Annotated in this window: 27 protein-coding genes and 1 tRNA gene; 15 read left to right on the top strand and 13 right to left on the bottom strand. The window is 62.0% G+C overall.

All coding sequences use genetic code 11. The features are described 5' to 3' along the window. The first annotated feature begins 22 nt into the window (after nt 1-22). From ACN9MU_RS12435 to ACN9MU_RS12420, 4 genes are all read left to right on the top strand, one after another. Nucleotides 23-718 carry a glycine zipper 2TM domain-containing protein gene (locus ACN9MU_RS12435; RefSeq protein ID WP_426344666.1) on the top strand — a complete coding sequence of 232 codons (696 nt, stop codon included), beginning with the start codon at nt 23-25 and terminating at the stop codon, nt 716-718. A gap of 79 nt (nt 719-797) precedes the next feature. Beyond that, complete coding sequence (locus tag ACN9MU_RS12430) at nt 798-944, top strand: lmo0937 family membrane protein (protein WP_139232699.1); 147 nt, start codon at nt 798-800, stop codon at nt 942-944. 97 nt (nt 945-1041) lie between these two features. Beyond that, entirely contained in the window at nt 1042-1707 is a 666-nt protein-coding gene (locus ACN9MU_RS12425; RefSeq protein ID WP_426344665.1) for an OmpA family protein, read from the top strand. A 63-nt stretch (nt 1708-1770) separates the two neighbouring features. Then, the gene (locus ACN9MU_RS12420; RefSeq protein ID WP_426322661.1) at nt 1771-2364 is read left to right on the top strand and encodes a DUF3617 domain-containing protein; all 594 of its coding nucleotides are present in this window, start codon (nt 1771-1773) and stop codon (nt 2362-2364) included. On the opposite strand, the gene ACN9MU_RS12415 is transcribed toward ACN9MU_RS12420, so the two are convergent. Further along, nucleotides 2345-3184 carry a branched-chain amino acid aminotransferase gene (locus ACN9MU_RS12415; RefSeq protein ID WP_426344664.1) on the bottom strand — a complete coding sequence of 280 codons (840 nt, stop codon included), beginning with the start codon at nt 3182-3184 and terminating at the stop codon, nt 2345-2347. The two genes, ACN9MU_RS12420 and ACN9MU_RS12415, sit on opposite strands and share 20 nt — an antisense overlap. Before the next feature lie 41 nt (nt 3185-3225). Continuing rightward, nucleotides 3226-4311 (bottom strand): porin, encoded by a 1086-nt coding sequence (locus ACN9MU_RS12410; protein WP_426170975.1) that lies wholly within the window; start codon nt 4309-4311, stop codon nt 3226-3228. Between the two features lie 71 nt (nt 4312-4382). Here ACN9MU_RS12410 and ACN9MU_RS12405 point away from each other — a divergent pair, with 71 nt between their 5' ends. Next, nucleotides 4383-5660 (top strand): acetyl-CoA hydrolase/transferase family protein, encoded by a 1278-nt coding sequence (locus tag ACN9MU_RS12405; RefSeq protein ID WP_426344663.1) that lies wholly within the window; start codon nt 4383-4385, stop codon nt 5658-5660. 64 nt (nt 5661-5724) lie between these two features. Further along, entirely contained in the window at nt 5725-7146 is a 1422-nt protein-coding gene (locus ACN9MU_RS12400; protein WP_426344662.1) for a phospholipase D-like domain-containing protein, read from the top strand. 38 nt (nt 7147-7184) lie between these two features. Here ACN9MU_RS12400 and ACN9MU_RS12395 read toward each other — a convergent pair whose 3' ends face one another. The 3 genes from ACN9MU_RS12395 to ACN9MU_RS12385 are packed head-to-tail and all read right to left on the bottom strand — an operon-like array spanning nt 7185 to nt 9555. Then, nucleotides 7185-7994: a metallophosphoesterase family protein gene (locus ACN9MU_RS12395; protein WP_426170971.1), complete on the bottom strand. Its 810-nt coding sequence runs from the start codon at nt 7992-7994 to the stop codon at nt 7185-7187. Continuing rightward, a complete protein-coding gene (locus ACN9MU_RS12390; RefSeq protein WP_426344661.1) occupies nt 7994-8896 on the bottom strand; it encodes a diacylglycerol/lipid kinase family protein in 903 nt (300 codons plus the stop codon). Before ACN9MU_RS12390 ends, ACN9MU_RS12395 begins: the two co-directional genes overlap by 1 nt. Next, nucleotides 8893-9555: a phosphatase PAP2 family protein gene (locus tag ACN9MU_RS12385; RefSeq protein ID WP_426170968.1), complete on the bottom strand. Its 663-nt coding sequence runs from the start codon at nt 9553-9555 to the stop codon at nt 8893-8895. The genes ACN9MU_RS12390 and ACN9MU_RS12385 overlap by 4 nt, the downstream gene beginning before the upstream one ends. Before the next feature lie 108 nt (nt 9556-9663). Here ACN9MU_RS12385 and ACN9MU_RS12380 point away from each other — a divergent pair, with 108 nt between their 5' ends. Then, on the top strand, nt 9664-9888 hold the full coding sequence (locus tag ACN9MU_RS12380) for a hypothetical protein (protein WP_055934969.1): 225 nt from the start codon (nt 9664-9666) through the stop codon (nt 9886-9888). Here the strand turns inward: ACN9MU_RS12380 and ACN9MU_RS12375 are convergent. Continuing rightward, nucleotides 9885-10787, bottom strand: coding sequence for a LysR family transcriptional regulator (locus ACN9MU_RS12375; protein ID WP_426170966.1), 903 nt, complete (start codon nt 10785-10787; stop codon nt 9885-9887). The two genes, ACN9MU_RS12380 and ACN9MU_RS12375, sit on opposite strands and share 4 nt — an antisense overlap. A 102-nt stretch (nt 10788-10889) precedes the next feature. Between ACN9MU_RS12375 and ACN9MU_RS12370 the strand changes: the two genes are divergently transcribed. Continuing rightward, nucleotides 10890-11906 carry a zinc-binding alcohol dehydrogenase family protein gene (locus ACN9MU_RS12370; protein ID WP_426322644.1) on the top strand — a complete coding sequence of 339 codons (1017 nt, stop codon included), beginning with the start codon at nt 10890-10892 and terminating at the stop codon, nt 11904-11906. On the opposite strand, the gene ACN9MU_RS12365 is transcribed toward ACN9MU_RS12370, so the two are convergent. The 3 genes from ACN9MU_RS12365 to ACN9MU_RS12355 all read right to left on the bottom strand — a co-directional run bounded on the left by ACN9MU_RS12365 (nt 11903) and on the right by ACN9MU_RS12355 (nt 14211). Further along, a complete protein-coding gene (locus ACN9MU_RS12365; protein WP_426322642.1) occupies nt 11903-12463 on the bottom strand; it encodes a hypothetical protein in 561 nt (186 codons plus the stop codon). The two genes, ACN9MU_RS12370 and ACN9MU_RS12365, sit on opposite strands and share 4 nt — an antisense overlap. Nucleotides 12464-12576: 113 nt before the next feature. Beyond that, complete coding sequence (locus ACN9MU_RS12360; RefSeq protein WP_426344660.1) at nt 12577-13299, bottom strand: hypothetical protein; 723 nt, start codon at nt 13297-13299, stop codon at nt 12577-12579. Nucleotides 13300-13314: 15 nt separating this feature from the next. After that, nucleotides 13315-14211, bottom strand: a complete 897-nt coding sequence (locus tag ACN9MU_RS12355) for a ribose-phosphate pyrophosphokinase (RefSeq protein ID WP_426344659.1) — start codon at nt 14209-14211, stop codon at nt 13315-13317. Nucleotides 14212-14362: 151 nt separating this feature from the next. On the opposite strand from ACN9MU_RS12355, the gene ACN9MU_RS12350 reads away from it, so the two are divergent. Next, entirely contained in the window at nt 14363-15193 is an 831-nt protein-coding gene (locus ACN9MU_RS12350; protein ID WP_426322638.1) for an alpha/beta fold hydrolase, read from the top strand. Here ACN9MU_RS12350 and ACN9MU_RS12345 read toward each other — a convergent pair. From ACN9MU_RS12345 to ACN9MU_RS12335, 3 genes are all read right to left on the bottom strand, one after another. Further along, complete coding sequence (locus ACN9MU_RS12345) at nt 15169-16467, bottom strand: MFS transporter (protein ID WP_426344658.1); 1299 nt, start codon at nt 16465-16467, stop codon at nt 15169-15171. The genes ACN9MU_RS12350 and ACN9MU_RS12345 overlap by 25 nt on opposite strands. Beyond that, nucleotides 16464-17765, bottom strand: coding sequence for a GH1 family beta-glucosidase (locus tag ACN9MU_RS12340; RefSeq protein ID WP_426344657.1), 1302 nt, complete (start codon nt 17763-17765; stop codon nt 16464-16466). Before ACN9MU_RS12340 ends, ACN9MU_RS12345 begins: the two co-directional genes overlap by 4 nt. A gap of 71 nt (nt 17766-17836) precedes the next feature. Then, nucleotides 17837-20188: a TonB-dependent receptor gene (locus tag ACN9MU_RS12335; protein ID WP_426344656.1), complete on the bottom strand. Its 2352-nt coding sequence runs from the start codon at nt 20186-20188 to the stop codon at nt 17837-17839. A 110-nt stretch (nt 20189-20298) separates the two neighbouring features. Here ACN9MU_RS12335 and ACN9MU_RS12330 point away from each other — a divergent pair, with 110 nt between their 5' ends. Together ACN9MU_RS12330 and ACN9MU_RS12325 are read left to right on the top strand one after the other, a co-directional pair. Then, nucleotides 20299-21861 (top strand): tryptophan halogenase family protein, encoded by a 1563-nt coding sequence (locus ACN9MU_RS12330; protein ID WP_426344655.1) that lies wholly within the window; start codon nt 20299-20301, stop codon nt 21859-21861. A gap of 65 nt (nt 21862-21926) precedes the next feature. Continuing rightward, a complete protein-coding gene (locus tag ACN9MU_RS12325) occupies nt 21927-22946 on the top strand; it encodes a LacI family DNA-binding transcriptional regulator (protein WP_426344654.1) in 1020 nt (339 codons plus the stop codon). Nucleotides 22947-22949: 3 nt separating this feature from the next. Here ACN9MU_RS12325 and ACN9MU_RS12320 read toward each other — a convergent pair whose 3' ends face one another. Beyond that, nucleotides 22950-24035: a M23 family metallopeptidase gene (locus ACN9MU_RS12320; protein WP_426344653.1), complete on the bottom strand. Its 1086-nt coding sequence runs from the start codon at nt 24033-24035 to the stop codon at nt 22950-22952. A 124-nt stretch (nt 24036-24159) separates the two neighbouring features. Here ACN9MU_RS12320 and ACN9MU_RS12315 point away from each other — a divergent pair. From ACN9MU_RS12315 to ACN9MU_RS12300, 4 genes are all read left to right on the top strand, one after another. Further along, nucleotides 24160-24249 (top strand) — tRNA-Ser (locus ACN9MU_RS12315). Between the two features lie 121 nt (nt 24250-24370). Beyond that, nucleotides 24371-24922: a hypothetical protein gene (locus tag ACN9MU_RS12310; RefSeq protein WP_426170947.1), complete on the top strand. Its 552-nt coding sequence runs from the start codon at nt 24371-24373 to the stop codon at nt 24920-24922. Between the two features lie 65 nt (nt 24923-24987). After that, nucleotides 24988-25332 (top strand): YggL family protein, encoded by a 345-nt coding sequence (locus ACN9MU_RS12305; protein ID WP_426344652.1) that lies wholly within the window; start codon nt 24988-24990, stop codon nt 25330-25332. Between the two features lie 338 nt (nt 25333-25670). Then, nucleotides 25671-26027 (top strand): type II toxin-antitoxin system RelE/ParE family toxin, encoded by a 357-nt coding sequence (locus tag ACN9MU_RS12300; RefSeq protein ID WP_426344651.1) that lies wholly within the window; start codon nt 25671-25673, stop codon nt 26025-26027. The last annotated feature ends 62 nt before the right edge of the window (nt 26028-26089 follow it).

Here is a 26089-nt window from a genome sequence, read left to right as displayed (position 1 = left end):
CCAATAGGAAAGGAATTACGGCATGCAACGAGAAACCAAAATCATGAGCTACACCACCCACCCGATGCTGCTGATTGCTGCCATTGCCGTGGTGCTGTTTTGCGGCGTCGGCATCGCTGCGGTCATGGGTTGGCTGCCGCAATCAGGGGCGAAGATGGGGCCGCCGGTCGCCGAAGCGCCGGTACAGGTCGATACGCGCGACGTCGGCCCGCCGCCGCCGCCGGCCGGTTATGCGCCGGTCAATCGCGTGGCCGATACTTCCGGCTATTCCGGTAGCGGTGGCGGCAGCTATGGCGCCGGCAACTACGGCGGCGGCAGTGCGGCCCCGGCAGAAGCGCCCCCACCGCAGCCCGCCGCAGCGCACATGGCGGCGCCGGCGCCCGCCGTCTGCCATAGCTGCGGCGTAGTGGAAGCAGTGCATGCCGTCACCCAGCGCGGCCAGGGCAGCGGCCTGGGCGCGGCGGGCGGCGCGATTGTCGGCGGCCTGCTGGGCAACCAGATCGGCGGCGGCTCGGGCCGCAAGCTGGCCACCGTGGCCGGTGCGGTCGGCGGCGCCGTGGTCGGCAACCAGGTGGAAGGCAATATGAAGTCGACCACCACCTACCAGGTGCGCGTGCGCATGGATGACGGCAAGGTGCGCACCGTCAGCAGCAGCTCGGCCAACTGGCAGGCTGGCGACCATGTAAAAGTCGTCAAGGGACGCCTGCGACGACGCTGATAGTTCGACAACGTACAGATGACGCGGTCGGACGCAGCAATAATGCATCCAGGATTACGGATTATGAGAGGAAAACATCATGCTCTATACGATCGCTGTCGTACTTATCATCTTGTGGCTGCTCGGCCTGGTGACCTCCTACACTGTGGGCGGCTTCATCCATATTTTGCTGGTGGTGGCAGTCATCATGATCCTGCTGCGCCTGATCAGTGGGCGCGGCATTTAGTTAAGCCGGCCAAGCCGGCGTACACTAGCGGGGCGGGAACTGCGGCGCAGGACCCGTCCCGCTTTTTTTCGAGCATATTTAACGAAGGAGAAAGCTCATGCCTCATAAAACCCTTGCTGCCCTGCTGATTGCCGTGCTCGCCACAACCGGCTGTGCGGACATGACCGCCACCCAGCGCGGCACTGCCACCGGCGCCGGCGTCGGCGCCGGCATCGGCGCCGTGCTTGGCGCCGCGACCGGTCCAGGCGGCGGCAAACGGGCGGCCGGCGGTGCTGCGATTGGCGCGGCAGTCGGCGCCGTGGTCGGCAACGTCTGGTCCAAGCGCATGGAAGCGCAGAAGCAGCAGATGGAACAGGCCACCCAGGGCACTGGCGTGCAAGTCTCGCAAACCGGCGACAACCGCCTGAAGCTGGAAATCCCGAGCGATATTTCGTTCGATACGGGCCGTTCCGACATCAAGCCCGACTTCCGCCCGATCCTGGACCGCTTTGCCACCACGCTCAATGAAAACCCGGCGACCACCGTCAGCATTGTCGGCCACACCGACAGCACCGGCAACGCCAGCGTGAACCAGCCACTGTCGGTCGACCGTGCAGCCCATACGCGCGACTACCTAGCCACGCGCGGCGTATCGCCGACCCGCATCGTGATCGAAGGCCGCGGCGAGCAGGAGCCGATCGCCTCCAACGACGACGCAGCCGGCCGCGCACGCAACCGCCGCGTGGAAATCTTCGTGGCCGAGCCACGCCAGCCGCAAGGCTAAGCAAGCCGCATCGGCCCGGGGCATGGCGCTCCGGGCCGCGCATCCTGCCCCCAAGGAGCCCGCATGAAAATCCAAGCCTTCTTCCTGCTTTGCCTGGCCGCCGCGCCGGCGATGGCGCAGACCTTGAAACCGGGACTGTGGGAGCTGGATAACCGCATTGCCTCGGCCAGTCCCGAAATGATGGCCATCATGGAGGCAGCCCAGCAACAGATGGCCAATATGGCGCCGGAACAGCGCAAGGCCATGGAACAGATGATGGCGCGCCACGGCGTCAACCTGGGACTGGGCGCTAACGGTGGCGTCAAGCTCACCTATTGCCTGACCAAGGACATGGCCGAGAAACAGGATCTGCCGGCCGGCCAACCCGGCCAGTGCACCACTACCCGCACGCCCGTGCCGGGCGGCCTGAACGTGACCTTCAATTGCACCCGGCCGCCGTCCAGCGGTAATGGCCAGGTGATCTTCAACGGCAATACGGCCTACAGCATGCGCATGAACGTGAACAGTTCAGCGCAGGGCAAGCCGCAAAACATGGTGGTGGAGGGCAGCGGCCGCTGGCTCAGCGCCGACTGCGGCAGCGTGGCGCCGCCGGCGCCCGCTGCACCGCCCAGCAAGCCCGGGCCGGATTTGCAGGCGCCTACTCGCCGCGCTCAATAAAGGCCCAGTACAGCTCGCGGGCCTTGGTGGCGACCGGACCAGCCGGCAGTTCACGGCCGTTATAGCGCACGCAAGGCGTGACCTTGCCGAAGTTGCCGGTGTTGAAGATTTCGCTGGCGCGATCGAGCTCTTCCGGCTTGACGGTACGCTGCTCGACTTCGATGCCGGCTTCGGCCAGCAGCTTGATCACGCGGGCGCGGGTAATGCCGGCCAGGAAGGTGCCGTTCAGGGCCGGCGTCACCACGTTCCCCTCCGGCGTTACGAAGAACAGGTTGGCGGTGGCGAACTCCGCCACATTGCCCTGGCTATCGCACACCACGGCGTTGTCGCAGCCGCGTTCTTTCGCTTCGCGCAGCACGCGGGTCGAATTGGCATACAGCGCGGAGGCCTTGGCATCGGTAGGCGCCATGTCCGGGTCCGGACGGCGCATGGCCGACAGGCAGGCCGAGAAACCTGTGAATGGCGGCACCGGTGCGTCGAACAGGGTCAGCGCGAAGGCGGATTTTTCAGCGACCGGGATCAGCAGGCCATCGGTGGCAAATACCAGCGGGCGGATGTACAGCTCGGCATCGGCAGGGAAGCGGGCCACGCCCTCTTTCACCAGCTTTTCCATTTCATCCACGCTGAGCGGGCATTCCAGGCCCAGGCTGCGCGCCGAGCGAATCACGCGCTCCAGGTGCGGGCGCAAGTCCGGCAGCTTGCCGCGCATGGCGCGCGCGCCGTCGAATACCGAGGAGCCGAGCCAGACGCTGTGGTCCATTGCGCCGAACAGTGGCGCATTGCCTTCCGCCCAGTTTCCATTGAAGTAAGTCAGATACATAGTGTTCCCCGCTGAAAGTTCCAGCTTGGGAATGTAGCACATCAGAAAGCGTGGCGCAGGCCGAAGGTGATGGCGCGGTTGCCCTTGCCGGTTTCGGTCGCGGTGCCGGCGGTATAAGCTGCGTTATTGCGGTTGCGGATATGGGCGAAGGAGGCATGCAGGGCGGTGCGTTTGGACAGCGAATACACCACGCCGACAGCCGCCTGGTCGGCATCCTGGTTGGGGGGGCTGCGATCATCCTTGTGGATGAAGGAAGCCATGTAGGTGGTGCGGCCGCGGGTGTAGGAAATGCCTGCCAGCATATCGTGGCTGTAGAGCGAGGGCGTGTTCAGCGTCAGCGCGCCATACGGGTTGGCCGGGTCCCACGGCGAGCTGCCGAGGCCGCGATTGATGCCATAGGCCGCGAAGACGGTGGTGGCGCCAAAGTTCAGGTTGGCCGCCACCAGGGTGTTGCGGGCGGACAGGTCGACCGGCTGCGTGGTGCCGACCGCTTCGATCGGATTGCGCTTGCGCTGGTGGGCGATGCGGACATTGAAGATGCCGTTGGCAAAGCCCAGCGTCGCGCCGTACGCCCGGTTGCGCGAGGTGCTGAATTCGGATTCGCCGAAGCTGTAGATGGCGCTGGCATTCCATTGGTGGCCGGACGGCGTGCGGTATTTGACGGCATTGTCATAACGCTTGGTGGTAAAGCCCATCAGGTTGGTAGCGGTACCGGCGAGTCCGCCATGGAAGGGGTCAGCCACCTCGGCCAAGGTTTCGTATTGCAGGTTGTACTGGCGGCCGAGCGTCAGCATGCCCCACGTCCCATCGAGCCCGACCCAGGCCTGGCGCCCCAGCAGGCGGCCTTCTTCGGAGCGGCCGGTATCGTTCTCGACGCCGCCTTCCAGCGTGAAGACGGCGGAATTCCCGTTGCTGCCCAACGGTTCGCGCCCCGTGATGCCGATGCGCGAGCCTTCCGCTATGCCGGGGGAAACCTTGCTGCCGGCACAGCCCTCCTTGCAGCCGCGCTCCAGCACCACGCCGGCATCGACCACGCCATAGGGCTGGACGCCTTGTCCCGCCGGCGGTTCCCTGGTCTGCGCCAGCGCCAGTGCGGGCATTGTGAGCAGGATGGCAAGAGCTTTCATGCTTGTCAGCTTAGGGTAAGCACGGTCATGCAATCTGTGCGCACACAAACAAAACTATTCGGAGACCGCGTATGTCCAGCAAGCGTTGCAGCGCCGCCGACGCCATCCGCCTCGTGCGTGATGGCGACATGATCATTGTCCCTACCGGCGCCGGCGAGCCACCGGCCCTGTTGACCGAACTGTCGGCGCAGCGCCGCAATTTCAAAGGCGTGCAGGTGGCGCAAATCCTGGCCATGCGCAAGTACGATTACTTCGACCAGGGAACGGCGCACCACGTGCGGCATTGCGCCCTGTTCTTCGGCGGCGCTTCGCGGCCGGCGGGCCAGGCTGGCTGGGCAGGCTTCATCCCGGCGTATTTCTCTGAAATCCCCTCCTTGATCGAGCACGGGCAAATGCCCGCCGACGTGGTCTTTGCGCTGGCATCGGAAATGGACCAGCACGGCAACTTCTCGCTCAGCCTGGGCGCCGACTACACCATGGCTGCCCTGCAGAAAGCGCGTGTCATCGTGCTCGAATCGAATCCCAACGTGCCTTTTGCGCACGGCCAATGCCACATCCATATTTCGCAGGTGACGGCGGTAGTGGAAAGCGATGCGCCGGTGATCGAAGTCGGGCTGCCCAAGATCGGACCGGTGCAGGAGGCGATTGCCGCCCATGTGGCGCCGATGATCGAAGACGGCTCGACCTTGCAGATCGGCTATGGCGGCATTCCCGACGCGGTGGTGATGCAACTGACCAGCAAGCAGGACCTGGGCATCCATACCGAAATGATTGGCGACGGCATCCTCAAGCTGGTGGAGTGCGGCGCCGTGACCAATCGCCGCAAGAGCTTCATGCCCGGGCGCATGGTGGCGACCTTCGCGCTGGGCTCGCGCAAGCTGTACGATTTCATGCACCACAACCCGATGCTGGAAATGCACCCGGTCAGCTTCACCAACGATCCCTATATCGCCGGGCAGAACGACAAGCTGGTATCGATCAACGCCAGCCTGCAGATCGACCTGCTGGGACAGTGCGGCTCGGAAAGCCTGGCGCACCTGCCCTATTCCGGCACCGGCGGCCAGGTGGACTTTGTGCGGGCAGCCAATCGTTCTCGCGGCGGCAAGTCCTTTATCGTGCTGCCGTCGACCGCCAGGGAAGGCAGCATTTCGCGCATCGTGCCCACCCTGTGCGCCGGGACACATGTGACCACGAGCAAGAACGACATCAACTACGTGGTGACCGAATATGGCGTGGCACAATTGCGCGGCAAGTCGGCCAAGCAACGCGCCGAAGCGCTGATTTCGATTGCGCATCCCGATTTCAGGGGCGAATTGCGGCGTGAAGCAGCCCGGCTGAACTACAGCTGACTATGTTCGGCAGCGAACATTCAACCGTTCGCTGCTGTCTTAGACTGGCCTTCGGAGGTGCCCCATGAAGGCAAGTCGTTGGCTGGCTTTTATCCTCGCGGGCTGGACGCTGCTGGCCTGCGCTTCGTTGCCGGAGGTCGATGCCGACCAGGGCAAGCCACGTGCGGGCACCGTGCCGCAAGTCATTACCGCCAAGGGCAAGCTGCCGCGCCAGACCACCGAACAACTGCTGAAGAAGCGCTGGGCCAAGTCCACGCTGGACCTGAAAGCCCAGGCGGCCCTGGAGGAGTCGGCAACCGGCGTGCCGCTTATTGCCGGCAACAAGGTGCAATTGCTGTTCGATGGCCCGCAGACCATGGCGGAGATGATGAAGGCCATTGCGGCAGCCCGCGACCATATCAATTTCGAGACCTATATCTTCGACCAGGATGAACTGGGGATGAAGTTCGCCGACCTGCTGATCCAGAAACAGCGCGAAGGCGTGGTGGTCAATGTGATCTACGACAGTGTCGGCACCATCGGCGTGCCGCAGGAATTCTTTGACCGCATGAAGGAAGGCGGCGTGAAGCTGCTGGCCTTCAACCCGGTCAATCCGGCCAAGGCGCGCGGCAACGGCTGGAAGCTGAATGCGCGCGACCACCGCAAGATGCTGATCGTCGATGGCAAGGTCGGCTTCACGGGCGGGATCAATATCAGCGATACGTACTCGAAGAGTTCACCATTCCGCGGCGGCTCAGGCGGTGTGGGTTCGGGCGCCGGCGGCGGGTCCGGCCCGGGGCGTGAAAAAGGCGAAAATGACGTCGGCTGGCGCGACACGCATGTGCGCATCGAGGGGCCGGCCGTGCAGGCCATGCAGTGGCTGTTCGTGCAAGCCTGGATCGAGCAGGATGCGGACGACTTGCGCGACGCCAAATACTTCAGCCAGATAGCGCCGGCGGGAAACAAGGTGGTGCGCGTGCTGGGTTCGCGGCCTGAAGGACATTTTGAGATCTACAAGGCGCTGCTGCTGGCGATGCAGGAAGCGAAGAAGTCGATCCATATCACCTGCGCCTATTTTGTGCCGGATGACCAGACCCTGGAGGCGCTGACCGATGCCGCCCGGCGCGGCGTGGATGTGCAGCTTGTGCTGCCCAGCGTGTCGGACAGCGGGCTGGTATTCCACGCAGGGCGGGCGTTCTACCAGCCTTTGCTGGAAGCTGGCGTGAAGATCTATGAGCTCAAGCTGTCGGTGCTGCATGCGAAGACGGTGGTGATTGACGGCGTATGGTCCACTGTCGGCTCAACCAACCTCGACCGGCGCAGCTTCCTTCACAACAGTGAAGTGAATGTGATCGTGATGGGCGATGTGTTCGGCCTCGAGATGGAAAAGGCGTTCAAGGAAGACCTGCACAATTCCCGGGAGATCACGCTGGTGGAGTGGAACAAGCGGCCGATCTCCACCCGTCTCAAGGAGTGGCTTGCCCGCGTATGGGACTACTGGCTCTGAGGTTTGATATGCATTAAACCACGCCACCTTGGCGCGCCTTAAGCAGCTGGGCGCCAGATGTCGCCCTCACGGCAGAAGATATCGGTAGCAGCCAAGGCGAAGCCGCTTCCTTCGCGCCAGCTGTAACGCTCAACCTGGATTTCGTCGTGCTGTACGCGCAGCACGTTGAATGAATTGGTCTCACCCCGGCTACGGGTGGAGGTGGCAGTGCCGGCCTGCACCACCAGTGCGGCATAGCCGTCTATCTCATAGCGCTCAGAAGTATTGTGAGTATGGCTGGTATGCAAGTGCCCTGCCAGCAGCAAGTCCACGCCGCAGCGCGCGAACGTTTCCATCGCCATTGGCGCGCGATCCACGATATCGTCATTGTCCTTGTGCGGTGGCAGGTCGAAGGGGTGGTGAGTCACGACAACCCGCGTGACGCTGCGCGGCAGGCGCGAGAAGCGTTGCCGCAAGTATTCGACCTGGCGGCGATTGACGCGGCCATCCTTGAAGGTCAGCGAGCGCGCCGTGTTCAACCCCAGCACGGCAATTTCATCGTCGACGAACTCTGGCGCGAGGTCGCGCGTGATGTAGCGCCGGTATTTGACCAGCGGCTGGAAGAAGCGCGCTGCCACGTTATACAGGGGAATGTCGTGATTTCCCGGCACCACGATCTGCGGCTGGGGCAAGGTGTCGAGGTAGTGCCGTGCCTGGCGGAATTGCGCGCTGCGGGCACGCTGGGTCAGGTCGCCGGAAGCCACCACCACGTCCGGCCGCAAATCCCCGATCAATTCGCGCAAGGGTGCCAGCAAGGCGTTGTCCACGCGGCCGAAATGCAAGTCGGAGATATGGACCAGGGTTCGCATCACTTCTCCAGAGGGCGCGGCACGAGCACCGGCAAGGCTGCCGGGCGGATCCGGTAACGCAAAGGCGGGGCCATGACGGACACCTCGCCATCGGTCGCCACCCGCAAGCGGCGGTGGCGGGTCTCGATCACCATCTCGCCGGCCTGGAATACATGGAACTCGCGCGACTGGCGCAACCGTCCGAACAGCGCGCGCAAGGCCAGTTTCAGCAAGCCGAAACGTGTCGGCCGCTGGGCCACGTAGACGCTCAGCGTGCCGCCATCAATCCGTGCCCGCTCGCCGATGTTGAATCCTTGCATATGGTATTCATTATTGCCGATGAAAACGAAGGGCGTGCGCCGCGCATGGCCTTGTTCACCAAGGGTCAGGCGCACGCTGAGGAAAGGATAACGCTTCAGCGCGGCCAGCGTCGCCCAGCCGAACGCAGTCCACTTGCCGCGCCCGAGGCGGCGCTGCTGCCGCTGGCGATCGCGCACGATGTCCGGGTAGAGCCCAAGGCTCGAGTTGTTCAGGAAGATGCGGCCATTGACCTCCCCGACGTCGACCATTGCCACGTGGCCGGCAGCCAGGTTGGCAATGGCTGCGTCGAGCTGGGGCGGGATGCGCAGGTCGCGCGCAAAATGGTTCAGCGTCCCCATCGGCAGGACGCCGAACATGGCGCCGCTATCGAGCACCACCGAGGCCACGGCATTGACCGTGCCGTCGCCGCCTCCCGCCACCACCACTGGCGCGCCGGCGGCCAATGCTGCCCGGACGGCCTCCATCAGATGATTGAGGTCGGCGGCCAGCGTGATGTCGGCATCCAGTCCGTGGCTGGCGAAACGCGCGGCCAGCGAATCGCGCCACGGCAGGCCATATCCGAGGCCAGCTCCAGCGTTGATGATGACGGCCATGCGGCTCATCGGCGCTCCCGGTGCCGGCGCAGGCTGGACACCGCCGTGACGCAGATGGCCAACCAGCCAAGCCCCTCCGCCACCGCCGCCAGCACATCGCTCAGGAAATGCACGCCGAGATAGACGCGGCTGAACCCGACCAGCGCCACCATCGCCACTGCGCCAGCAAGCAGCGCCGCGTGCTGGGCCGCGCCGCGAACACGCGGCCACAGGTAACAAGCCAGCACGCCATAAAACACGGTTGCGGCCAGCGTATGGCCGCTGGGAAAGCTGTAGGTCGGCAAAGTCAGCAGAGGCGCGTCGAAGCTGGGCCGCACGCGCTGGTAGCTGTGCTTGAGCAACACGTTCAGCACCATGCCCGGTGGTACGGAGAGCAGCAAGGTCAGCAGCCAGTAATGCGCCTGGCGCCGCCACAGCTGCCAGGCAAACAGCAGCGTCAGGAAGGCAATTCCCGCCACGCTGTGCAGATGGCTGACCGCCAGCATCAGCGTAGTCCAGGGCTCGCTGGCACGAACGTGCAGCCATTGGGAAACACTGATATCGAGTGCGGCCAGCTGGGCGCCGGGTCCCATCGCAGCGCCGGCAATCGCATCAAACACGGCCGCGGCGCTGAGCAACAGAAGCAGGCCGGCCACCAGATGCAGGGGAAGTCGGATCGTATCTCTCATACAACGCTTAATAAAAAAACCTGATATTTCATCCAGTACTGTTGATTCATACAGTATTTGTGTTATTCTAATCACTCGTTAAACACATCACAGCAAAAGGAATTCGTCATGACCACTATGCACAGCACCTTCGGCTCCCGCTTTGGCCTGGAATATGCCCCTATGTCTTTCCTGGTTCGCTTCGGCAAACGCGAAGTGCTGGTGTGCCGCGACTTCCGCAAGCGCTTCTACGCTGTGAACCCGATCATCGAATGCGACACCGGCGTACAGCCTGGCCACTTGGAAGTATTGCTGTTCAGCCGTTGGCTGCTGATCTTCTCCAAGGCCCACTAAGCTTCAGTCTCGCATAGCTGTTCATACCGAGCGCGCAAATAGTCGCGCAAACGAATCACGACGGGCGTGACCTGCGAGCGATGCATGCAAACCAGCTGTAATGGCACCTCTTCACCCATTACATCTGGTAGCAGCATGCGCAAGCGACCGGCCTTGAGGTCGGCGGTCACGTCCAGCCGTGATTTATAGGCAATCCCCAGTCCCGCTACCGCCCAGCGGCGCACCAGGTCGGCATCATCGCTGCTGCGGTTGCCCCTGACCTGCACGACTTTGCCCTGGGCGGGGAAGGCCCAGCGGTCATACAGCACATCATCCAAAGCAAAGCGCAAGCAATTGTGCCGCGCCAACTCATCCAGGTTGGCCGGGGCGCCGTGCCGGCGCAGGTAGTCCGGCGAGGCCACCAGGGTGCGTCGATTTCCTGGCGCAACAGGCATGGCAACCAGACTTGAATCATCGAGCTTGCCATAACGCAGGGCCAGGTCTACCGGCTGGCGATACATATCGGCAACCCGGTCGCTGACGTACAACTGCAGGCTGATGGCCGGATATTCGGCCTGGAAAGCGTCCAGCCAGGGCAGCAGCACGTTACGGCCCACATCGGACGGCATCGAAATTTTCAATAAGCCCGCCAGCTCCTGCTGGCCTTGCCTGATCGCCTCATGTCCTTCGCGCAACTGGCGTACCGCTTCGCGCGCGTGCCCCAGGTAATGCTCGCCTTCCGCCGTCAGGCGCAGCGAACGCGTGGTGCGGGCAAACAGCCGCAGTTGCAGTTCGTCTTCCAGCCGCTTCAAGGCTGCGCTGGCCAGGGCCGGCGAGATGTCGAGCGAACGCGCCGCCGCTGACAGGCTGCCGCGGTCGGCCGTGCTGACGAAGACTTCCAGATCGTCGAGGCGCAGCATTTTCAGCATTCCTTTGAAAGTGTTTCCATAATTTTAGTCTTTTTCGCGAAGCCGTGATGATCGAAGATAGCGACATCACCACTTTTGACGAAGGACATCACAATGAAAGCTGTTGCCTACCGCGCCTCCCTGCCCATTGACCACGCCGAAGCGCTGGTCGACATCGAATTGCCGGCACCGGTTGCCAGCGGGCGCGACCTGCTGGTCGAAATCAAGGCCGTTTCCGTCAACCCAGTCGATACCAAGATTCGGCGCAACGTCGCTCCCGCCGAAGGAGAACACAAGGTGCTCGGTTGGGACGCCACCGGCATCGTGCGCGCGGTCGGCCCGGAGGCGACGCTGTTCAAGCCGGGTGATGAAGTGTGGTACGCCGGCGCTCTGGGCCGCTCGGGCACGAACGCCGAACTGCACCTGGTTGACGAACGCATCGTCGGCCATAAGCCTTCCAGGCTTGGCTTCGCCGAAGCGGCTGCCCTGCCCCTGACCGCCATCACCGCCTGGGAATTGCTGTTCGACCGCCTTGGCGCCAGCCGCGACAAGGCGCGCGAAGCCGGCAAGTCCCTGCTGGTGACGGGCGCCGCCGGCGGCGTCGGCTCCATCCTGGTCCAGCTGGCACGCCAGTTGACGGGACTGACCGTGATCGGTACCGCTTCGCGCGCTGAAACTGCAGACTGGGTCAAGTCGCTTGGCGCGCACCACGTTATCGACCACAGCAAGCCGTTGGATGAAGAAATCGGTCGCCTCGGCCTGCCGCCCGTCCACTACATCGCCAGCCTGAACGAGAGCGAACGCCATTTCGCCGCGCTGGCCGAACTGGTGGCACCGCAAGGCAAGTTGGCCCTGATCGACGATCCTGCGCATATCGACGTGCGCCTGCTGAAACGCAAGAGCGTATCGTTGCATTGGGAGTTCATGTTCACGCGCTCAATGTTCGAGACCGACGACATGGCGCAACAGCATGCGCTGTTGAACGACGTGTCGCGCCTGGTCGATAGCGGCGTGCTGAAAACCACGCTGGGCGAGCGCTTCGGCGCCATCAACGCAGCCAACCTGAAACGCGCACACGCCCTGCTCGAAAGCAATCGCGCGCGCGGCAAGATCGTGCTGGAAGGGTTTTAAGCTTCAGCGGCGGCACGCGCGGCATGCGCTGCCGCGCTCGCCTCGCCGGCCTGTTCGATCGCGTGCAGTTGCTGGCGGATTGCCAGCGCGCGGCGATCATGCGCATCGACCAGGTCAATTAAGGATTGCGAAAGCCGGCACGCCTCCCTGACCGTGGCATCGAAGCGGTCGCGGCCCCGCGTCAGCATGGCCGACTGGTAACCCACTACGCTGAACATTTCGCAGATATCCAAGCACAGGTCACGCAGGGTGCGCATGGAAGCGCAAGCGCCTTCGATGTCGGCGCGCATCTTGCGGTCAAGGTCGATGAACTCGGTACGCGCGTATTCATGGGCCGATAGTTGCGACACCGTGCCTTGCCAGCGCTGGATGCGGCGGCTGATGCGATTGATGTTGGCATTTTTCTGGTGCAGCATCAACGCGTATTGCCAGGCCAGCAGGGCCAGCGGCAGGCAGGCCAGGAAGCTTGGCAAGCCCACGCCCCGCATTGTGGCTTCCATTTTTTTGCAGCGGCGCAGGAGCGCACCGAGATTGCTGCCAAGGGATTGGTTGCGCATGGCCGTCCTCCCGACGATCCGCCGTGCAAAGGCATGGCGCGACAAGCCAAGTATAGGCAGCACTGGGCCGGCGGGAATATACCCCGGCTTGACGCAGATTAAAGGTGCAGCGATTAAGCGCCGTTGAGCCAGGTTTGCTCGTGGGCGCGTTCACGGCGGCGGCGCTCGGCCGGAGAGTCGAAGTCGCGCAAGAACTGGATGTGCTTGCGTTCCAGCGCCAGCATCTCGCGCTCGATCGCGTCGATTTCAGCACGGTCCGCCGAATGGTACATGTAGTTGGCGCGTTCGCGCTGGATCCGTTCCTGCTCGTCCTTGATGGTCTGCAGGCGCCCCTCGCAACGCTGCACGGTGCGGCGCAGTTTTTCCGGCGTCAGGCCCTGGTCGCGCAAGTCGGTCTGCACCGCCAGGTCGCCGCGCACGGCGTTGGTACGCTTCTGCAGTTCGGCGATTTCCGCGTTGACCTCGTCGATGGCCTGGGCGTCCTTGGCCGCGTAGGCGTTGCGGCGGCGCTCCCCCAGCAGGGCCATTTCCGCTTCCAGCACTTCGTACTCGTCGCGGAAGGGGCGTTCGAAATTGCCCAGTTGGGCGCGGCAGGACTCGAGCTGCTTTTCCAGCGCCACCACTTCCAGCTGCAGTTTGGCGACCGGCATGTCGAACCGGCGCTGGGCGCGCTCCTCCATCGCCTTGTTGGCGGCCAGCAGGCGCGCCTCGTAGCGCACGGTTGAAAACTTCTTGCGTGCCTCTTCCTCATGGGCGGCACGCAGCCTGCGCTCGTAGGCGCGATAGGCTGCGGGCATGCGCAGCTTGCGATACCAGTTACGAATCCAATTCCACATAGGCAGGAATATAGCCTAGCCTGCGCCTTGTGTCATGCCTGCCAGGGCCGGGGCCAGCAAGGATGCGACAGGAATGGCGTTGCTGCTGTGCGGGACGGTGTCGCAGCTGGCAGTGCGGGCCACGCCGGAGGCTTGCAGATCTTCATAGGCGCTGCCTGCGAACAGGGGGTGGACCGCGACGCATACGGGAGGCGGCAGGCCGGCCCGACGCACGTGGCCCACGGCGGCAATCATCGTGCGGGCAGTGGATGCGATATCGTCAACGATGACGGGGGTGTGGTGCAGCCAGCGTTCGGTGTCCGGCACCGATACCTCCACGTCGTGGTCGCCGCGACGCACTTTTTCCAGCACGATGAAGGGGCAACCGGCGCCGCGCGCCACTTCGGAGGCCCATTGTTCGCTTTCCGAATCCGGCCCGATCACCAGCGGCTGCGGCACATTGGCCGCGATCCATTGCGAGATGGCAGGCGCGGCGCGCACCACGCGGGTCGGGATCGTGTAGATCTCGGCCAGGTCATGGTGGCGGTGCAAGTGCGGATCGATGGTCACCATCCAATGGAACACGCCCGACACCAGCCGCGCAAAATGGGCAGAGGTGATGCCTTCGCCGGGGTTGAAGATGGCGTCGTGGCGCATATAGGCCAGGTATGGCGCCACCAGTCCTACGCTGGCCGCGCCCAGGTCGCGCGCGATGCTGGCGGCGAAATACAGGGGCATGAAACGATCATCCGGCCGGTCCAGGGTGCACACCAAGACCACCTGGCGGCCTTTCACTTCCGAGTGGTAGCGCACGTAGGATTCGCCGTCCGGGAAGCGCCGCACCTGCAAACTCCCCTGCTCCCAACCCAGCAACGCCGACAGTTGCGCTGTCATTGCCTCATTGCCGGGCAGTGCGAACAGGATAGGCGTCATGGCGATTCCCCTCTAAGTAGTGACTTTTATTCTAGCCCCCAGGCCGCGATTTGTGCAATTCAAGCATTATTTTTGACAACTCGTCGCAATCTTCCGGTAGCTAGCTGTGGCAGCCGTCAGAATCGCCACCGTTATCAAACTGGAGACATTCATGCCCTTGACTCGTTTCACCCTGCCTGTGCTGGCAATCGCGCTGGCCAGCGCCCAGGCCCATGCCGAAGCCGTGCTGCAGAACTTTGCAGGCCATAAGATCGAAGTCCTGAAAATCGCCAAGCCAGGAGCGCCGTCCACCGTGGTCTTCGAGAACGGTTCGCGCATCACCCTTGATAAATGGGACAAGGTAATTGCGGAAGTGGCCAAGGAATCGACGGTGTTTGCCTACAACCGCCCCGGATACGGAAAGAGCGACAAGCCTTCCACCCCGCGCGACGGCAAGACCGTGGTCGAGGAGTTGCGCCAGCTGCTGCGCCAGCAAGGCTTGCAGCCGCCCTATACCCTGGTCGGTCATTCCCTTGGCGGCCTGTACATGCAGATGTATGCGCGCGCCTACCCGCAGGAAGTCCAGGGGGTGGTGCTGGTCGACTCGGTCTACCCCGGCATCATCAAGAAGCCGGAAGAATTTCCCTTCATGACGCGCGTGGCCAAGTACGTGTTCCTGAACGCGGCGATGGAGGCGGAAGTCGACCAGATCAACAGCACCGGCCAGGCCATGCTGGCGATGCCGTGGAATGACGATATTCCGGTCGTGCGCCTGTTTAACGTGCCCAAATCGGCCGGCGCCGTGGCGGTGGACCTAGGTACCGTCAACGACGACGAACAGACTCGCAACATGGTCAAGAACATGTATCCGAAAGCCTGCAAGGTGATCGTGGATTCCGACCACCAGATGCAGCAGGCCAATCCCGAGGTCGTGGTCAGCGCGATCCGCGACGTGATCGGCGCCCACGACGGCAAGCGTCAGCCAGCCTTGCGCTGCAGCTGATCGGGTTCGGTAGCAGGACGCGCTTCTTCATGGTGGAAAGGCGCGTACCACGTCACGATGAAGGATGGTACGGTCGCCGCCATCACCAGCCAGAAGTAACTGACGTAGCCCAGTGCTTCCTGCAGGTGGCCGCTGACCATGCCGGTCAACATGCCGCACATCCCCATCAGGCCAGTGCCGAAGGCGTAATGGGTCGTGGTGTATTTGCCAGGCGCCAGTTGCTGCATCAGGTAGATCATGAAGCCCACCGAGCCAAAGCCGAAGGAGAATTTCTCGATCACCACACCGGCGCCAATTACCCACAGGTTGGACGGCTGGTAGATCGCCATCAGCAGGAAGGTGGCAATCGGGATGTTCAGTACGCAGCACAGCGTGAACAACACCGGTTTCAGGCCGCGCTTCGCCACGTACCAGCCGCCAATCAGGGAGCCCGCCAGCACGGCCAGCAAGCCGTATGTGCCGTAGACGATGCCCAGCAACTCATTCGACATGCCCAGGCCGCCCTTGCCCACCGGATCGACCATGAAGAAGGGGCCGATTTTTTCCAGCAGGCCGATCGAGACTCGGTACAGCAGCGCGAAGGCTACCATCATCCACACGCCGCGTTTTTCGAAGAAGGTCTTGAACGCGTCGCGCAGGATGAAGGCAGCCTGGCCCAGGCTTTCCGGCGTATCGGCGGCACGGGCGCCATCCGGCATAGCGCGCCAGTGCCATGCCGTAATTGCCAGCAACAGGATCGCCACGGCCACGAAGACGATGCGCCAAGCGCCCAGCCAATCCATGCCGTAGTCCGAATGCAGGCGGCCGCTCAGGTAAACCAGTACGCCGGAGGCCACCACCGGGCCGATATTCCAGCTCAGGCTTTGCACGCCGCAGTAAAGCGACTGGCTGCGCGAGCTTAACGAAGTGACGTACACGCCATCGCTGGCAATGTCCATGGTGGCGCCGATGAAGGACATGATCCAGAACAGCACCATCATCAGGGCCATCGAACCCGGCATGCCCATCACCAGGGCTACCGCACCGAAGCCCAGGCCAAGCAGCAACTGTGTGACCAGCACGAAGAACTTCTTGGTGCGGTACATTTCCACCACTGGCGCGAACAGGGGCTTGATGGTGTAGGCCAGGATCAGCATGCTCGAATACTGCGCGGCACGGCCATTGTCCATGCCCAGGTTCTTGAACATGATGGACGTGACGCTGGTCAGCATCATGTACCCCATCGCCATCGCGAAGTAGCCGGTGGGGACCCACTGCAGCGGCGATCGGTTCATGAACGCTGTACCTTGATCAATTCACGATACCAGTGCGCACTGTCTTTCAGCGTGCGCTTTTGCGTGGCGTAATCGACGTGGACGATGCCAAAGCGCTTGGCGTAGCCGGAATCCCATTCGAAGTTGTCCAGCAGGCTCCACATGAAGTAGCCTTGCACGTCGACGCCCTGCTCCATTGCGCTGGCCAGCGCATCGAGGTGGCGCGTGACGAAGGAAATGCGCTCCTCATCGTGCTCCGGCGTACTGCTGGCCATGCCGTTCTCGGTGATGTAAATCGGCGGCAGCTCGTACTCGCCCTTCAGCTTGAGCAGCAGTTCGGTCAGGCCTTGCGGGTAGATCTCCCAGCCCATGTCGGTGCGGCCGTTTTCCAGCGGCGGTGTACGCGGCGGATCTTCGGCGCTGCAGAAGGCGCGGAAGTAGTAATTCACGCCGAGGAAGTCGATCGGCTGGTGGATGACGGCCATGTCGCCCGGCTCAACCTGCGGCGCGTTCGCGCCGTGCTTGCGCAGCGCCAGTTCCGGATAGCGGCCCTTGAAAATTGGGTCCATGAACCATTGTACCGAACGCGCATACTCGAACTCCGCCAGTTCGCGGTCGGCGTCGCTGTCGGTGGCAGGATCGGCGGTCCACTGGTTCAGCACGATGCCCAGTTTTGCCTTCGAGCCGACGGCGCGCATGGCGTTCATGGCCAGGCCGTGCGACAACAGCAAGTGGTGCGAAACCTGGATGGCCGCCTTGGCGTCGCGCACGCCGGGCGCGAACTGTCCGTTGCCGTAGCCCAGGTTGGCTGTGCACCACGGCTCGTTGTGGGTGGCGATGCTGGCCACACGATCGCCAAAGCGGCGCGCCACTTCGGCAGCGTAGGCCGCAAAATGGTAGCAGGTATCGCGATTGAGCCAGCCGCCCTCTTCCTGCAAGGCTTGCGGCAAGTCCCAGTGGTACAGCGTGATATAAGCCTGCTTGCCTTTTTCGTGCAGGGCTGTGATCAGGCGGTCGTAGAAAGCGAAACCGGCTTCATTCCAGGCTCCCTTCCCGTCCGGCTGCACGCGCGCCCAGGCGATCGAGAAGCGGTAGGCATCGACACCGAGCCAGTCGATGATGTCGACGTCCTCGCAGTAGCGATGGTAGTGATCGCAGGCGACGCTGCCGTCGCTGCCATCCTTGATCTTGCCGGGCGTATTGCAGAAAACGTCCCAGATAGAGAGGCCTTTGCCGTCCTCCTGGTTGGCGCCTTCAATCTGGAAGGCGCTGGTGGCTACGCCCCAGAGAAATTCGGGCGGCAGGCGTTTATCTTTCATTTCTTGATTCACAGGTTAAGGCTTAGGGATGGCCTGCCCCGGGGGACGAGGCAGGCCGCGTTGCAACGGGCTTAGAAATCGATGCCCGCATTCACACCGATGGTGCGAGGAGGCAGGTACTGCGCCACCCACACATTGGCGCCGTTCATGGCGCTGGTCTTGATGCGCTTGTCGCCGACGTTACGTACGAAGGCGTCCACCCAGAACTGCTTCGGTCCCTGGTAGCGCAGGCCGAGGTCGAACTTGGTGTAGGCAGCTTGCTGGTCTTCCGGGCCCAGGTTGAAGATCGACAGTTCGGACTTGGTTTCGTAGTGTGCCGAAACGCGTGGGATCAGGGTGTCGCCATTCGCCATGCGGAAGGTGTGCTGGTAGTTCAGGTGGGCCGAGAACTTTGGCGCGTGCGGCATGATGTTGCCGGTGACGTTCAGGCAGTTCGAGTTCAGGTCCGGGCAGAACGGCAGCGCGTAGTCGTTGGAGCCGGCGATCAGGAAGCCCAGCTTGGTGTGGGTGTAAGCCAGGGCCAGCGCCAGCTTGTCATCCGGCGACAGCTTGGCCTGGATTTCCGATTCGAAGCCCCACACTTTCGCGCCGTCCACATTGCTGGTGACGAAGGTGTGCGAACCGTCCGGATTGGTGACCGGGGAGCTGAACTGGAAGTCCTTGAAGTTCTCGTAGTACAGCGCATTGTTGATGCGCAGTGCGCCGCCCAGGAAGGAGCTCTTGCTGCCGATCTCGTAGTTGGTCAGGGTTTCCGGGTCGTACGTACGGCCGCCGTCCTGCAGGCCGCCCGCCTTGTAGCCGGTGGCGACGCTGGCGTACAGCATGTGGTTCTTGTCGACGTCGTAGCTCAGGCGCGCCAGGCCGGTGGTCTTGCTGCCTTTGTAGCGGCCATCGTTGGACGGCACGCTCGGGTTGTAGCCCTGGCCCGGCTTGGTCGGATCGATGCTTGGGCTCAGAGGAACCTGCGGTGCGTTCGGGTCAGAATTCCAGGTATAGCCGTTGCCGCCTTCATTGGTGCGCTTGTCCGAGGTGTAACGCAGGCCGCCGGTCAGGTGCATGCTGCCGACGTTCCAGGTCGCCTGGCCGAAGACAGCGCGCGAGTCCACGGTTTCTTTCGGCTGGATGAAGGAGCCCTGCCAGGCCACGCTGCCCTGCTGGGTACCGTGCATGATCGGGATGTCGAAGCGGATGCCGTTGTCTTCCGCCGCGTAGTAGGCGCCCAGTTGCCAGTCCACTTCCTTCTGGCCGACCGACTGCAGTTGCAGTTCGTGGCTATTGCTGCTGTATTTCGACCAGACCGTGTTATTGGCCTGGAAGTCGCCGCCGGTGGTGAAGCTGGTTGGCAGTACGCGGCCGCCGTCCTGGTCGTAAGTCGACGAGCCGGAGAACTTGGAATGGCCGGCGATATACGTCAGCGACATGTCCGGGCTCACCGCGTATTCGAGGCGGCTGCGGAAGGTGTTCACGTTACGGTGCAGGAACGGCGCGGTGTCGATCAGTGCCGACCACTCGTCCTGGCCGGCGCGCGGGGTCTGCATCAGGTTCATGTTCGGGGTACCACGGTCCTGGAAGCGCTCGTAGGAGATATTCCACTTCAGGCGATCGGTCGGCTGGTACAGCCAGCTCACACGTACGCCACTCTGGTTCTGCGCGTTGTAGCGCGGGCCATTGACGACGTACTGGTTCGGGTTGATCGGCTGGAATTTGGCCGGGTCGCCGCCGCCAGCCAGGTAGGCCGCACGCTGGTCGGCCAGCGAAATGTTCGGGAAGGTCTGGTACTTGACGTAGCCGTCGTGCTGCTCGTGGATCACGGCCACGCGCAGGGCGGAGTTGTCGCCGGTCGGCACGTTCAACGCCGCACGGGCGCCGAGGCGGGCGTAATCGCCGATGCCGCCGGAAACGCTGCCAGAGAATTCCTTCAGCTTGGGCTTGACGGTCTGCATATTGACTGCGCCGACGGTGGAATTGCGGCCCCACAGCGTGCCTTGCGGGCCACGCAGGACTTCAATCGCTTCCACGTCGAACAGCAGCGCGGTAGCCCCTTCCGGACGAGGCGAGTAGATGCCGTCGACGAAGAAGGCTACTTCCGGATCGGCGTATTCAGTCTTGGCGGAGTCGTTACCGATACCGCGCATGGTCATCGTGATGACGCCGTGGTCGCCCTGGCCGGTGGCCTGGAAACTTGGCACCAGGTTGGTCACGTCCTGGATGGTTTGCACGTGTGCGTCTTCGAGTGCCGCTGCATCCAGGGCGGTAACAGCCACAGGGGTCTTTTGCAGGGAGGTGGTGCGCTTGGTCGCCGTGATCAGAACCTCTGGCACGACGGCGGATTCGGTGTTGGCCGCAGGGGCGGCTTGCTGCGCCGAGGCGCTGACGGACGAGACCAGGGCCAGCACCCCGACCTGGATTGCAGAAAACTTCATGTTGTCTCCGGTAGTTGTTGTGAAAACGATTTCTTATTTCTTGAAAACGTTTTCATGGTACATTTTCAAAAAATAAAAAGTCAACAAAAATTTTTAAGGAGACGACAAAAATGGGAACGATCCCAACCACGCGGATACTGATCGTTGGCGGCGGCAGCGCAGGCTGGCTGTGCGCCGCTTACCTGGCCAAGATGTTCGGCGACAGCAAGCAAATCACTCTGGTGGAAGCGCCCGAAATCGGCGCCATCGGCGTGGGCGAAGGCAGCTTCCCCTCCCTGCGCGCCACGCTCGCGGCGATCGGCATTCCGGAGGCGGAATTCATTCGCGAATCGAGTGCCACCTTCAAGCAAGGCATCACCTTCCAGAACTGGCTGCACGGCGAAGAGCACTACTTCCATCCCTTCTCCATGCCGAGCCAGCGGCCGGGCGCGCCGGAGCTCTTGCCTTACTGGCTGCAAGGCTTGGCCGGCAACAAGCCGTTTGCCGAAGCAGTCACCATGCAGAAGCGCGTGGTAGATGCGCAACGCGCGCCGAAACGTCCCGGCGACAGCGACTACAACGGCCCGATGAACTACGCCTACCATTTCGACGCCGCGCGCTTTGCCGGCCTGCTGGCAAAGCATGCGCGCAAACTCGGCGTGCGCCACGTGCAGGATCATGTCGAAGGCGTACAGCTCGACCTGGATGGCGCCATCGCCAGCGTCGACACCCGCGAACACGGCGCCCTCACCGCCGACCTGTACATCGACTGCTCCGGCTTCCGCGCCCTGCTGATCGGCGGTGCGCTTGGTTCGCCGTTCCACAGCGTAAGCGACATCCTGCTATGCGATACCGCGCTGGCCGTGCAAGTGCCGCATCCGGCGCCCGATACGCCGATCGCCTCCGCCACCATCTCCACCGCGCACGAAGCAGGATGGACCTGGGATATCGGCTTGCAGGAACGGCGCGGCATCGGCTACGTCTATTCCAGCCGCCACACCAGCGACGAGCGCGCCGAGCAGGTGCTGCGCGCCTACGCCGGCCCCGCCGCCGATGGCCTGAGCGTGCGCAAGATCCCCATGCGCGTGGGCTACCGCGAGCAGCACTGGATCAAGAACTGCGTGGCGATCGGCCTGTCGGGCGGCTTCCTCGAACCGCTGGAGGCATCCGGCATCGGCCTGGTCGAAACCGCGGTGCACATGCTGGGCGCACTGTTCCCGCATGACGGCGAAATGGCGCCAGTGGCGCGCCACTTCAACCGGTTCATGGGCGAGCGCTATGCCCGCATCGTCGACTTCATCAAGCTGCACTACTGCCTGAGCAAACGCCGCGAGCAATTCTGGATCGACAATTGCGACCCCGCCACCTGGACCGACAGCTTGCGCGACAAGCTGGCCATGTGGCGCTGCCGCCCGCCGCAACGCATGGATTTCCTGACCGATTTCGAGATGTACCCGCCCACCAGCTGGCAATACGTCTTGTATGGAATGGACTTCCCGAAAGCCATGCCTCCCCTGCCCGGCCTTGAACCACTGGCCGAAGCCGCGCGCCAGGAATTCGCCAATATCGCTGCAGTGTCAGCGCGTGCGGTCGCGGACCTGCCCGACCACCGCGCCTTCGTGGCCCTGTTATGCCGGCATGAAAACGCTTTCAGAAACAACTTTCATACTATTCGTGCAACAGTAATTCACTAAGTTAAAGTTACTGTCGTGTTCTATGGTAATCTCCGTTTGAAAAGCTTTTCAGAATGAGAAATCCTTTGAACGACCACTCCACTGCCCCATCGCCCGCCACGCTGACCGACGTCGCCCGCCGTGCGGGCGTTTCCCCCAGCACTGTATCGCGTATTTTGAACGGCACCGCCAAGGTCGCCGACGATAAACGGCAGGCCGTGCTGGCCGCGATCAGCGAACTGAATTTTGCCCCCAACCAGATGGCGCAAAGCCTGAAGCACGGACGCACGATGACGATCGGGATCGTGGTGCAGGATATCGCCTCCCCCTTCTTCGACGAGATCCTGCACGGCGTGGACGATGGCCTGAAAGGCACCGGCTACGCCTCGGTGATCGTCAGCGGCCACTGGAACGCCGACGAGGAAGCGGAGCGCATCCGCCTGCTGCTGGCGCGCAAAGTGGACGGGATCATCCTGCTGACCGGCCGCATGACCGACGCAGCAGTGCTGGGCTTCGCCGCCCAGCGTCCTATCGTCTCGCTGGGCCGCGTATTGCGCACCAACCGCGCCATCGGCTTCGCGCTCGATAATGAACACGGCGCCTGGCTGGCAGTACGCCACCTGATCGAGATGGGCCATCGCCGCATTGCCCACCTGGCCGGGCCGGGCGAGAACCGCGACTCGGTCGAGCGCTTGGCCGGCTACAAACGCGCGCTGAAAGAAGCCGACATCGATTTCGATCCGGCGCTGGTGGTGGAAGGCGACCTGCAGGAGGCCGGCGGCCTGTTGGCCATGAATCGACTGTTCGACGGCGGCCATCCCTTTACCGCCGTCTTCGCGGTGAATGACCAGACGGCTTACGGCGCGCGGCTTTTCCTGTATCGCAAAGGCATTCGCGTACCTGACGACATCTCGCTGGTCGGCTTCGACGATTTGCCCGGCTCCTCCTACACCACGCCGCCGCTGACCACCATCCGCCAGCCGCTGTACGTGATCGGACAGTCGGCCGTGCAATCGATGCTCGGCCTCATCAACAGCGAGGAAGTGGAAGGCACCATCCCACCGGTGGAGCTGGTGGTGCGCGAAACCACCCGGCGCATCCGCTAAGGCTTACGGCAGGCGGCGCACCATATCGCCGCTATCGACCTGGCCTTGCTTGACCTTGAGCCAGTTCTTGCCTATCAAGCGTTCGAAGTTATTGAACGGCGATGGCAGCGCATCGGCATCGAAGCCCGGCGCGTTTTTCAGGTCATAGTGCAGGTGAACCAGGAAGGCATCGCCGGAAAAGCCCATTTCGCCGACCTTCTGGCCAGCCTTCACGGTATCACCGGCCTTGACCGCCACACTGCCCTGCTTCATATGGGCCAGCAAGCTGATTTCGCCGTTGCCATGTTCGATCTCCACATGGTTGCCCCACATGATGCTCGGATCAGCGATGAACTGCTCCTTGCCAAACGACGGCCCCTTGCCTTTGGCATTGTCCGGGATTGTGCCGACGGCGCGGATTACCTTCCCGCCAGCCGGTGCCAGGATCGGTTGGCCCCAGCCATACCAATCCTCATTGCGCGATCCATCGCCCTTGAACATGCGCCCCTGGTCATCGGTGGCCACGAAGTCATAGCTGTAACGCATGAAGTTGCGCTTCCATTTCAGCGCCTGCGCCATCGGGTCCAGCAACGGCAGGCGGCGATGGTGGCCGTAAAAATCGTGTCCGTCATGCACCAGGACCGGCCCGGCAACGGGCAGTTGCAGCTGCGCTTTCGGCTTGTAGGAAGTTGGCGCCACCGGGATTTCGACTGTGTATTTGGTATCGTCGCCTACGTCGAACTTGAAGGTATAGCGCAGGCGCGACAAATCGAGCTCCTGAGGGAATGCATACAGGGGATTGAAGACCAGCTCCGACTTGCCCGGCTCAATAAAACGGTTCGGCACCACCAGCACGCTGCGGCCATTGGCGCCTACGCGATATTGCGCCACCAGCTTGCCGGCGTCGCCTAGCACGGATACTTCGACTTCGCTCAATTCGACCTTGTCCTGGCTGTCATTCTTGATCAGGAAGTCTATGTTCAGCAATTGCTGGCCTTTGCCCTGCTCGATCAGCGGCTTTGAAGGCGCCACGCTCACCTCGATCGGAGCGGCCATGGCAGCACCCAAGGTCAAGGTCATTGTGGCAAAAGCGATGGCATGCAGTTTCATTCGGTCCCCCAGGGTTTTAATCGTGGGCCGACTATACCGGCGCAGGCATCCCGGCGCGGGAATTTGCGACGAACTGCACGATTCTTGGCGTGATCCGCTCCGGGAATGTATAATCCAGCCCTCCGGAAGCGTGGCCGAGTGGTTGAAGGCAGCAGTCTTGAAAACTGCCGACGGTTAATCCCGTTCGTGAGTTCGAATCTCACCGCTTCCGCCAATGTGCTTTGGAACTTGGTCGTGCGACTTTGATCCTGATGTGCAGTAGTAATGCAGTAGTAGAAGTACCTAGTGTGGATGGGGCCGGAATCGAAACCTTACCAACTACCTAGGAGCAGCAAATGATTAAGATTAAGTCGTTGTTTCAGCGTAACTACGACGGAAATCGTCAAGTTCGAAACGAAGTCGTCCCGGGATCCGAATGGGTCACCGAAGGTACCGGCTACGCAACCCGTAAATGGGATGGCTTGGCTGTGCGGTTGAAAGATGGCGTGATCTTTGTACGCTACGACGCGAAAACAGGACGCACCCCTCCCGCCGGCTTTGAGCCTGCTCAACCACAACCCGATCCCGAAACCGGTCACTGGCCGGGCTGGGTCAAGGTGGAAGGCAAGAACTTGAAGAGGATCATGGCGGCCGTAAAAGAAGGCCTGCCTGATGGGACGTACGAATTCTGCGGTCCTACGGTCGGCACCCGCCATGGCGCAAATCCTGAACGGTTATCTGAACACCTGCTGGTACCTCACGGCAAAGATGTACTTGTTGATTGCCCTCGTGATTTCGATGGCCTGAAGTCTTACTTGACCAAGAATGTGATGGAAGGTGTGGTTTGGTACCACCCGGATGGTCGCATGGTGAAGATCAAGGCTGCTGACTTTGGAATTGTGAGGTAAGCCTGACTGATGGGTTGGCGGTAATAGATGACCACCAGCCCAATTTTTTTTGACCACGATCCACCATGACCGCATCCCGCCGCTACAACAAACGCCAACTCAAGAAAAAACACCTCGGTGAGTTCCAGGAACTCGGCTTCCTCGTGGAAGCACAGATTGTGGGCAAACTGACCTTGGCTGAACACAATGCGTTGATCCATCAATTCCTCGACGAAGCAATCGAGCCAAACGGCCTCGCCTTTGGCGGCGGCTACAACGATGATTTCGGTGGCATTGTCGTTTCGAACAAAGCCTACGGCAAGGTTGAAGAACACCATCGCACCCTGGTCCAGGAATGGCTCGCGAAACAGAGCAAGCTAACCGACGTCAAAGTTGGCGAACTGCGCGATGCGTGGTACGGCTGGGGTTAAGCAGTAAGCGTCACACCAGTTGAGGGCAGCCAAATGGCTGCCTTTTTCATGTCAAGCTCTTTGCAACCGCTGATGTTCAGCTACAGTCATGATCTGCCCTCCTCTCCGGAAATTGCATATTTGACACAATATATGCCGGTTGGGAATGCGTAACAACAGATATGAGATTTCTTTTGGCGTCTTGTTAATTGCAGATTACAGGCAACGACGTTCCGCAACTTGGGACACTTCATTAAGTCCGCGACTTCGCAATACTCCCGCAGCGCATGATTATTCGATTGCGTTGCCGTAATCGAGTGATTACAATGAATGTAATCGAATGATTACACGAGATGCCTATGAAGGCTATCAAAAGCACGCAAAAGTATCGGGACTGGATGGCCAGCATCAAGGATGTCAAGACAGCGGCGATCGTTGCGTCCAACGTCGAGAAGTTGGAAAGGGGTCTCGGCGACGTCGCACCGGTTGGAGAAGGGGTCAGTGAGATTAGGGTCGACCATGGGCCTGGGTATCGGGTCTACTTCGGCGAGCTCGCCGGCCAAGTAATCATTCTGCTCGCAGGCGGCACAAAAAAAGGGCAACAAGCCGACATTGATGACGCAAAAACGATGTTTAAAGAATTGAAGAAACGGGCAGCCGCGAACGCAGCGGCGAGACCGGGCGCAAAATCGACATCAAAGTCCGTACAAAGATAGTGCCACTTAAGCACACACTAAGTTCACTCACATAGCACAATAAGGTAAGCAAGGAGAAATGT

It is taken from the genome of Pseudoduganella sp. R-32 (genome assembly GCF_049913245.1).
Classification (GTDB): domain Bacteria; phylum Pseudomonadota; class Gammaproteobacteria; order Burkholderiales; family Burkholderiaceae_D; genus Rugamonas.
Note: the sequence above shows the minus strand (reverse complement) of the source record. Positions and strands in the feature narration are given on the sequence as shown.

Bases quoted from the DNA above. Each gene is read 5' to 3' on its own strand.
- ACN9MU_RS12435 (WP_426344666.1), top strand. From the start codon at position 23: ATGCAACGAGAAACCAAAATCATGAGCTACACCACCCACCCGATGCTG.
- ACN9MU_RS12430 (WP_139232699.1), top strand. From the start codon at position 798: ATGCTCTATACGATCGCTGTCGTACTTATCATCTTGTGGCTGCTCGGC.
- ACN9MU_RS12425 (WP_426344665.1), top strand. From the start codon at position 1,042: ATGCCTCATAAAACCCTTGCTGCCCTGCTGATTGCCGTGCTCGCCACA.
- ACN9MU_RS12420 (WP_426322661.1), top strand. From the start codon at position 1,771: ATGAAAATCCAAGCCTTCTTCCTGCTTTGCCTGGCCGCCGCGCCGGCG.
- ACN9MU_RS12415 (WP_426344664.1), bottom strand. From the start codon at position 3,184: ATGTATCTGACTTACTTCAATGGAAACTGGGCGGAAGGCAATGCGCCA.
- ACN9MU_RS12410 (WP_426170975.1), bottom strand. From the start codon at position 4,311: ATGAAAGCTCTTGCCATCCTGCTCACAATGCCCGCACTGGCGCTGGCG.
- ACN9MU_RS12405 (WP_426344663.1), top strand. From the start codon at position 4,383: ATGTCCAGCAAGCGTTGCAGCGCCGCCGACGCCATCCGCCTCGTGCGT.
- ACN9MU_RS12400 (WP_426344662.1), top strand. From the start codon at position 5,725: ATGAAGGCAAGTCGTTGGCTGGCTTTTATCCTCGCGGGCTGGACGCTG.
- ACN9MU_RS12395 (WP_426170971.1), bottom strand. From the start codon at position 7,994: ATGCGAACCCTGGTCCATATCTCCGACTTGCATTTCGGCCGCGTGGAC.
- ACN9MU_RS12390 (WP_426344661.1), bottom strand. From the start codon at position 8,896: ATGAGCCGCATGGCCGTCATCATCAACGCTGGAGCTGGCCTCGGATAT.
- ACN9MU_RS12385 (WP_426170968.1), bottom strand. From the start codon at position 9,555: ATGAGAGATACGATCCGACTTCCCCTGCATCTGGTGGCCGGCCTGCTT.
- ACN9MU_RS12380 (WP_055934969.1), top strand. From the start codon at position 9,664: ATGACCACTATGCACAGCACCTTCGGCTCCCGCTTTGGCCTGGAATAT.
- ACN9MU_RS12375 (WP_426170966.1), bottom strand. From the start codon at position 10,787: ATGCTGCGCCTCGACGATCTGGAAGTCTTCGTCAGCACGGCCGACCGC.
- ACN9MU_RS12370 (WP_426322644.1), top strand. From the start codon at position 10,890: ATGAAAGCTGTTGCCTACCGCGCCTCCCTGCCCATTGACCACGCCGAA.
- ACN9MU_RS12365 (WP_426322642.1), bottom strand. From the start codon at position 12,463: ATGCGCAACCAATCCCTTGGCAGCAATCTCGGTGCGCTCCTGCGCCGC.
- ACN9MU_RS12360 (WP_426344660.1), bottom strand. From the start codon at position 13,299: ATGTGGAATTGGATTCGTAACTGGTATCGCAAGCTGCGCATGCCCGCA.
- ACN9MU_RS12355 (WP_426344659.1), bottom strand. From the start codon at position 14,211: ATGACGCCTATCCTGTTCGCACTGCCCGGCAATGAGGCAATGACAGCG.
- ACN9MU_RS12350 (WP_426322638.1), top strand. From the start codon at position 14,363: ATGCCCTTGACTCGTTTCACCCTGCCTGTGCTGGCAATCGCGCTGGCC.
- ACN9MU_RS12345 (WP_426344658.1), bottom strand. From the start codon at position 16,467: ATGAACCGATCGCCGCTGCAGTGGGTCCCCACCGGCTACTTCGCGATG.
- ACN9MU_RS12340 (WP_426344657.1), bottom strand. From the start codon at position 17,765: ATGAAAGATAAACGCCTGCCGCCCGAATTTCTCTGGGGCGTAGCCACC.
- ACN9MU_RS12335 (WP_426344656.1), bottom strand. From the start codon at position 20,188: ATGAAGTTTTCTGCAATCCAGGTCGGGGTGCTGGCCCTGGTCTCGTCC.
- ACN9MU_RS12330 (WP_426344655.1), top strand. From the start codon at position 20,299: ATGGGAACGATCCCAACCACGCGGATACTGATCGTTGGCGGCGGCAGC.
- ACN9MU_RS12320 (WP_426344653.1), bottom strand. From the start codon at position 24,035: ATGAAACTGCATGCCATCGCTTTTGCCACAATGACCTTGACCTTGGGT.
- ACN9MU_RS12310 (WP_426170947.1), top strand. From the start codon at position 24,371: ATGATTAAGATTAAGTCGTTGTTTCAGCGTAACTACGACGGAAATCGT.
- ACN9MU_RS12305 (WP_426344652.1), top strand. From the start codon at position 24,988: ATGACCGCATCCCGCCGCTACAACAAACGCCAACTCAAGAAAAAACAC.
- ACN9MU_RS12300 (WP_426344651.1), top strand. From the start codon at position 25,671: ATGAAGGCTATCAAAAGCACGCAAAAGTATCGGGACTGGATGGCCAGC.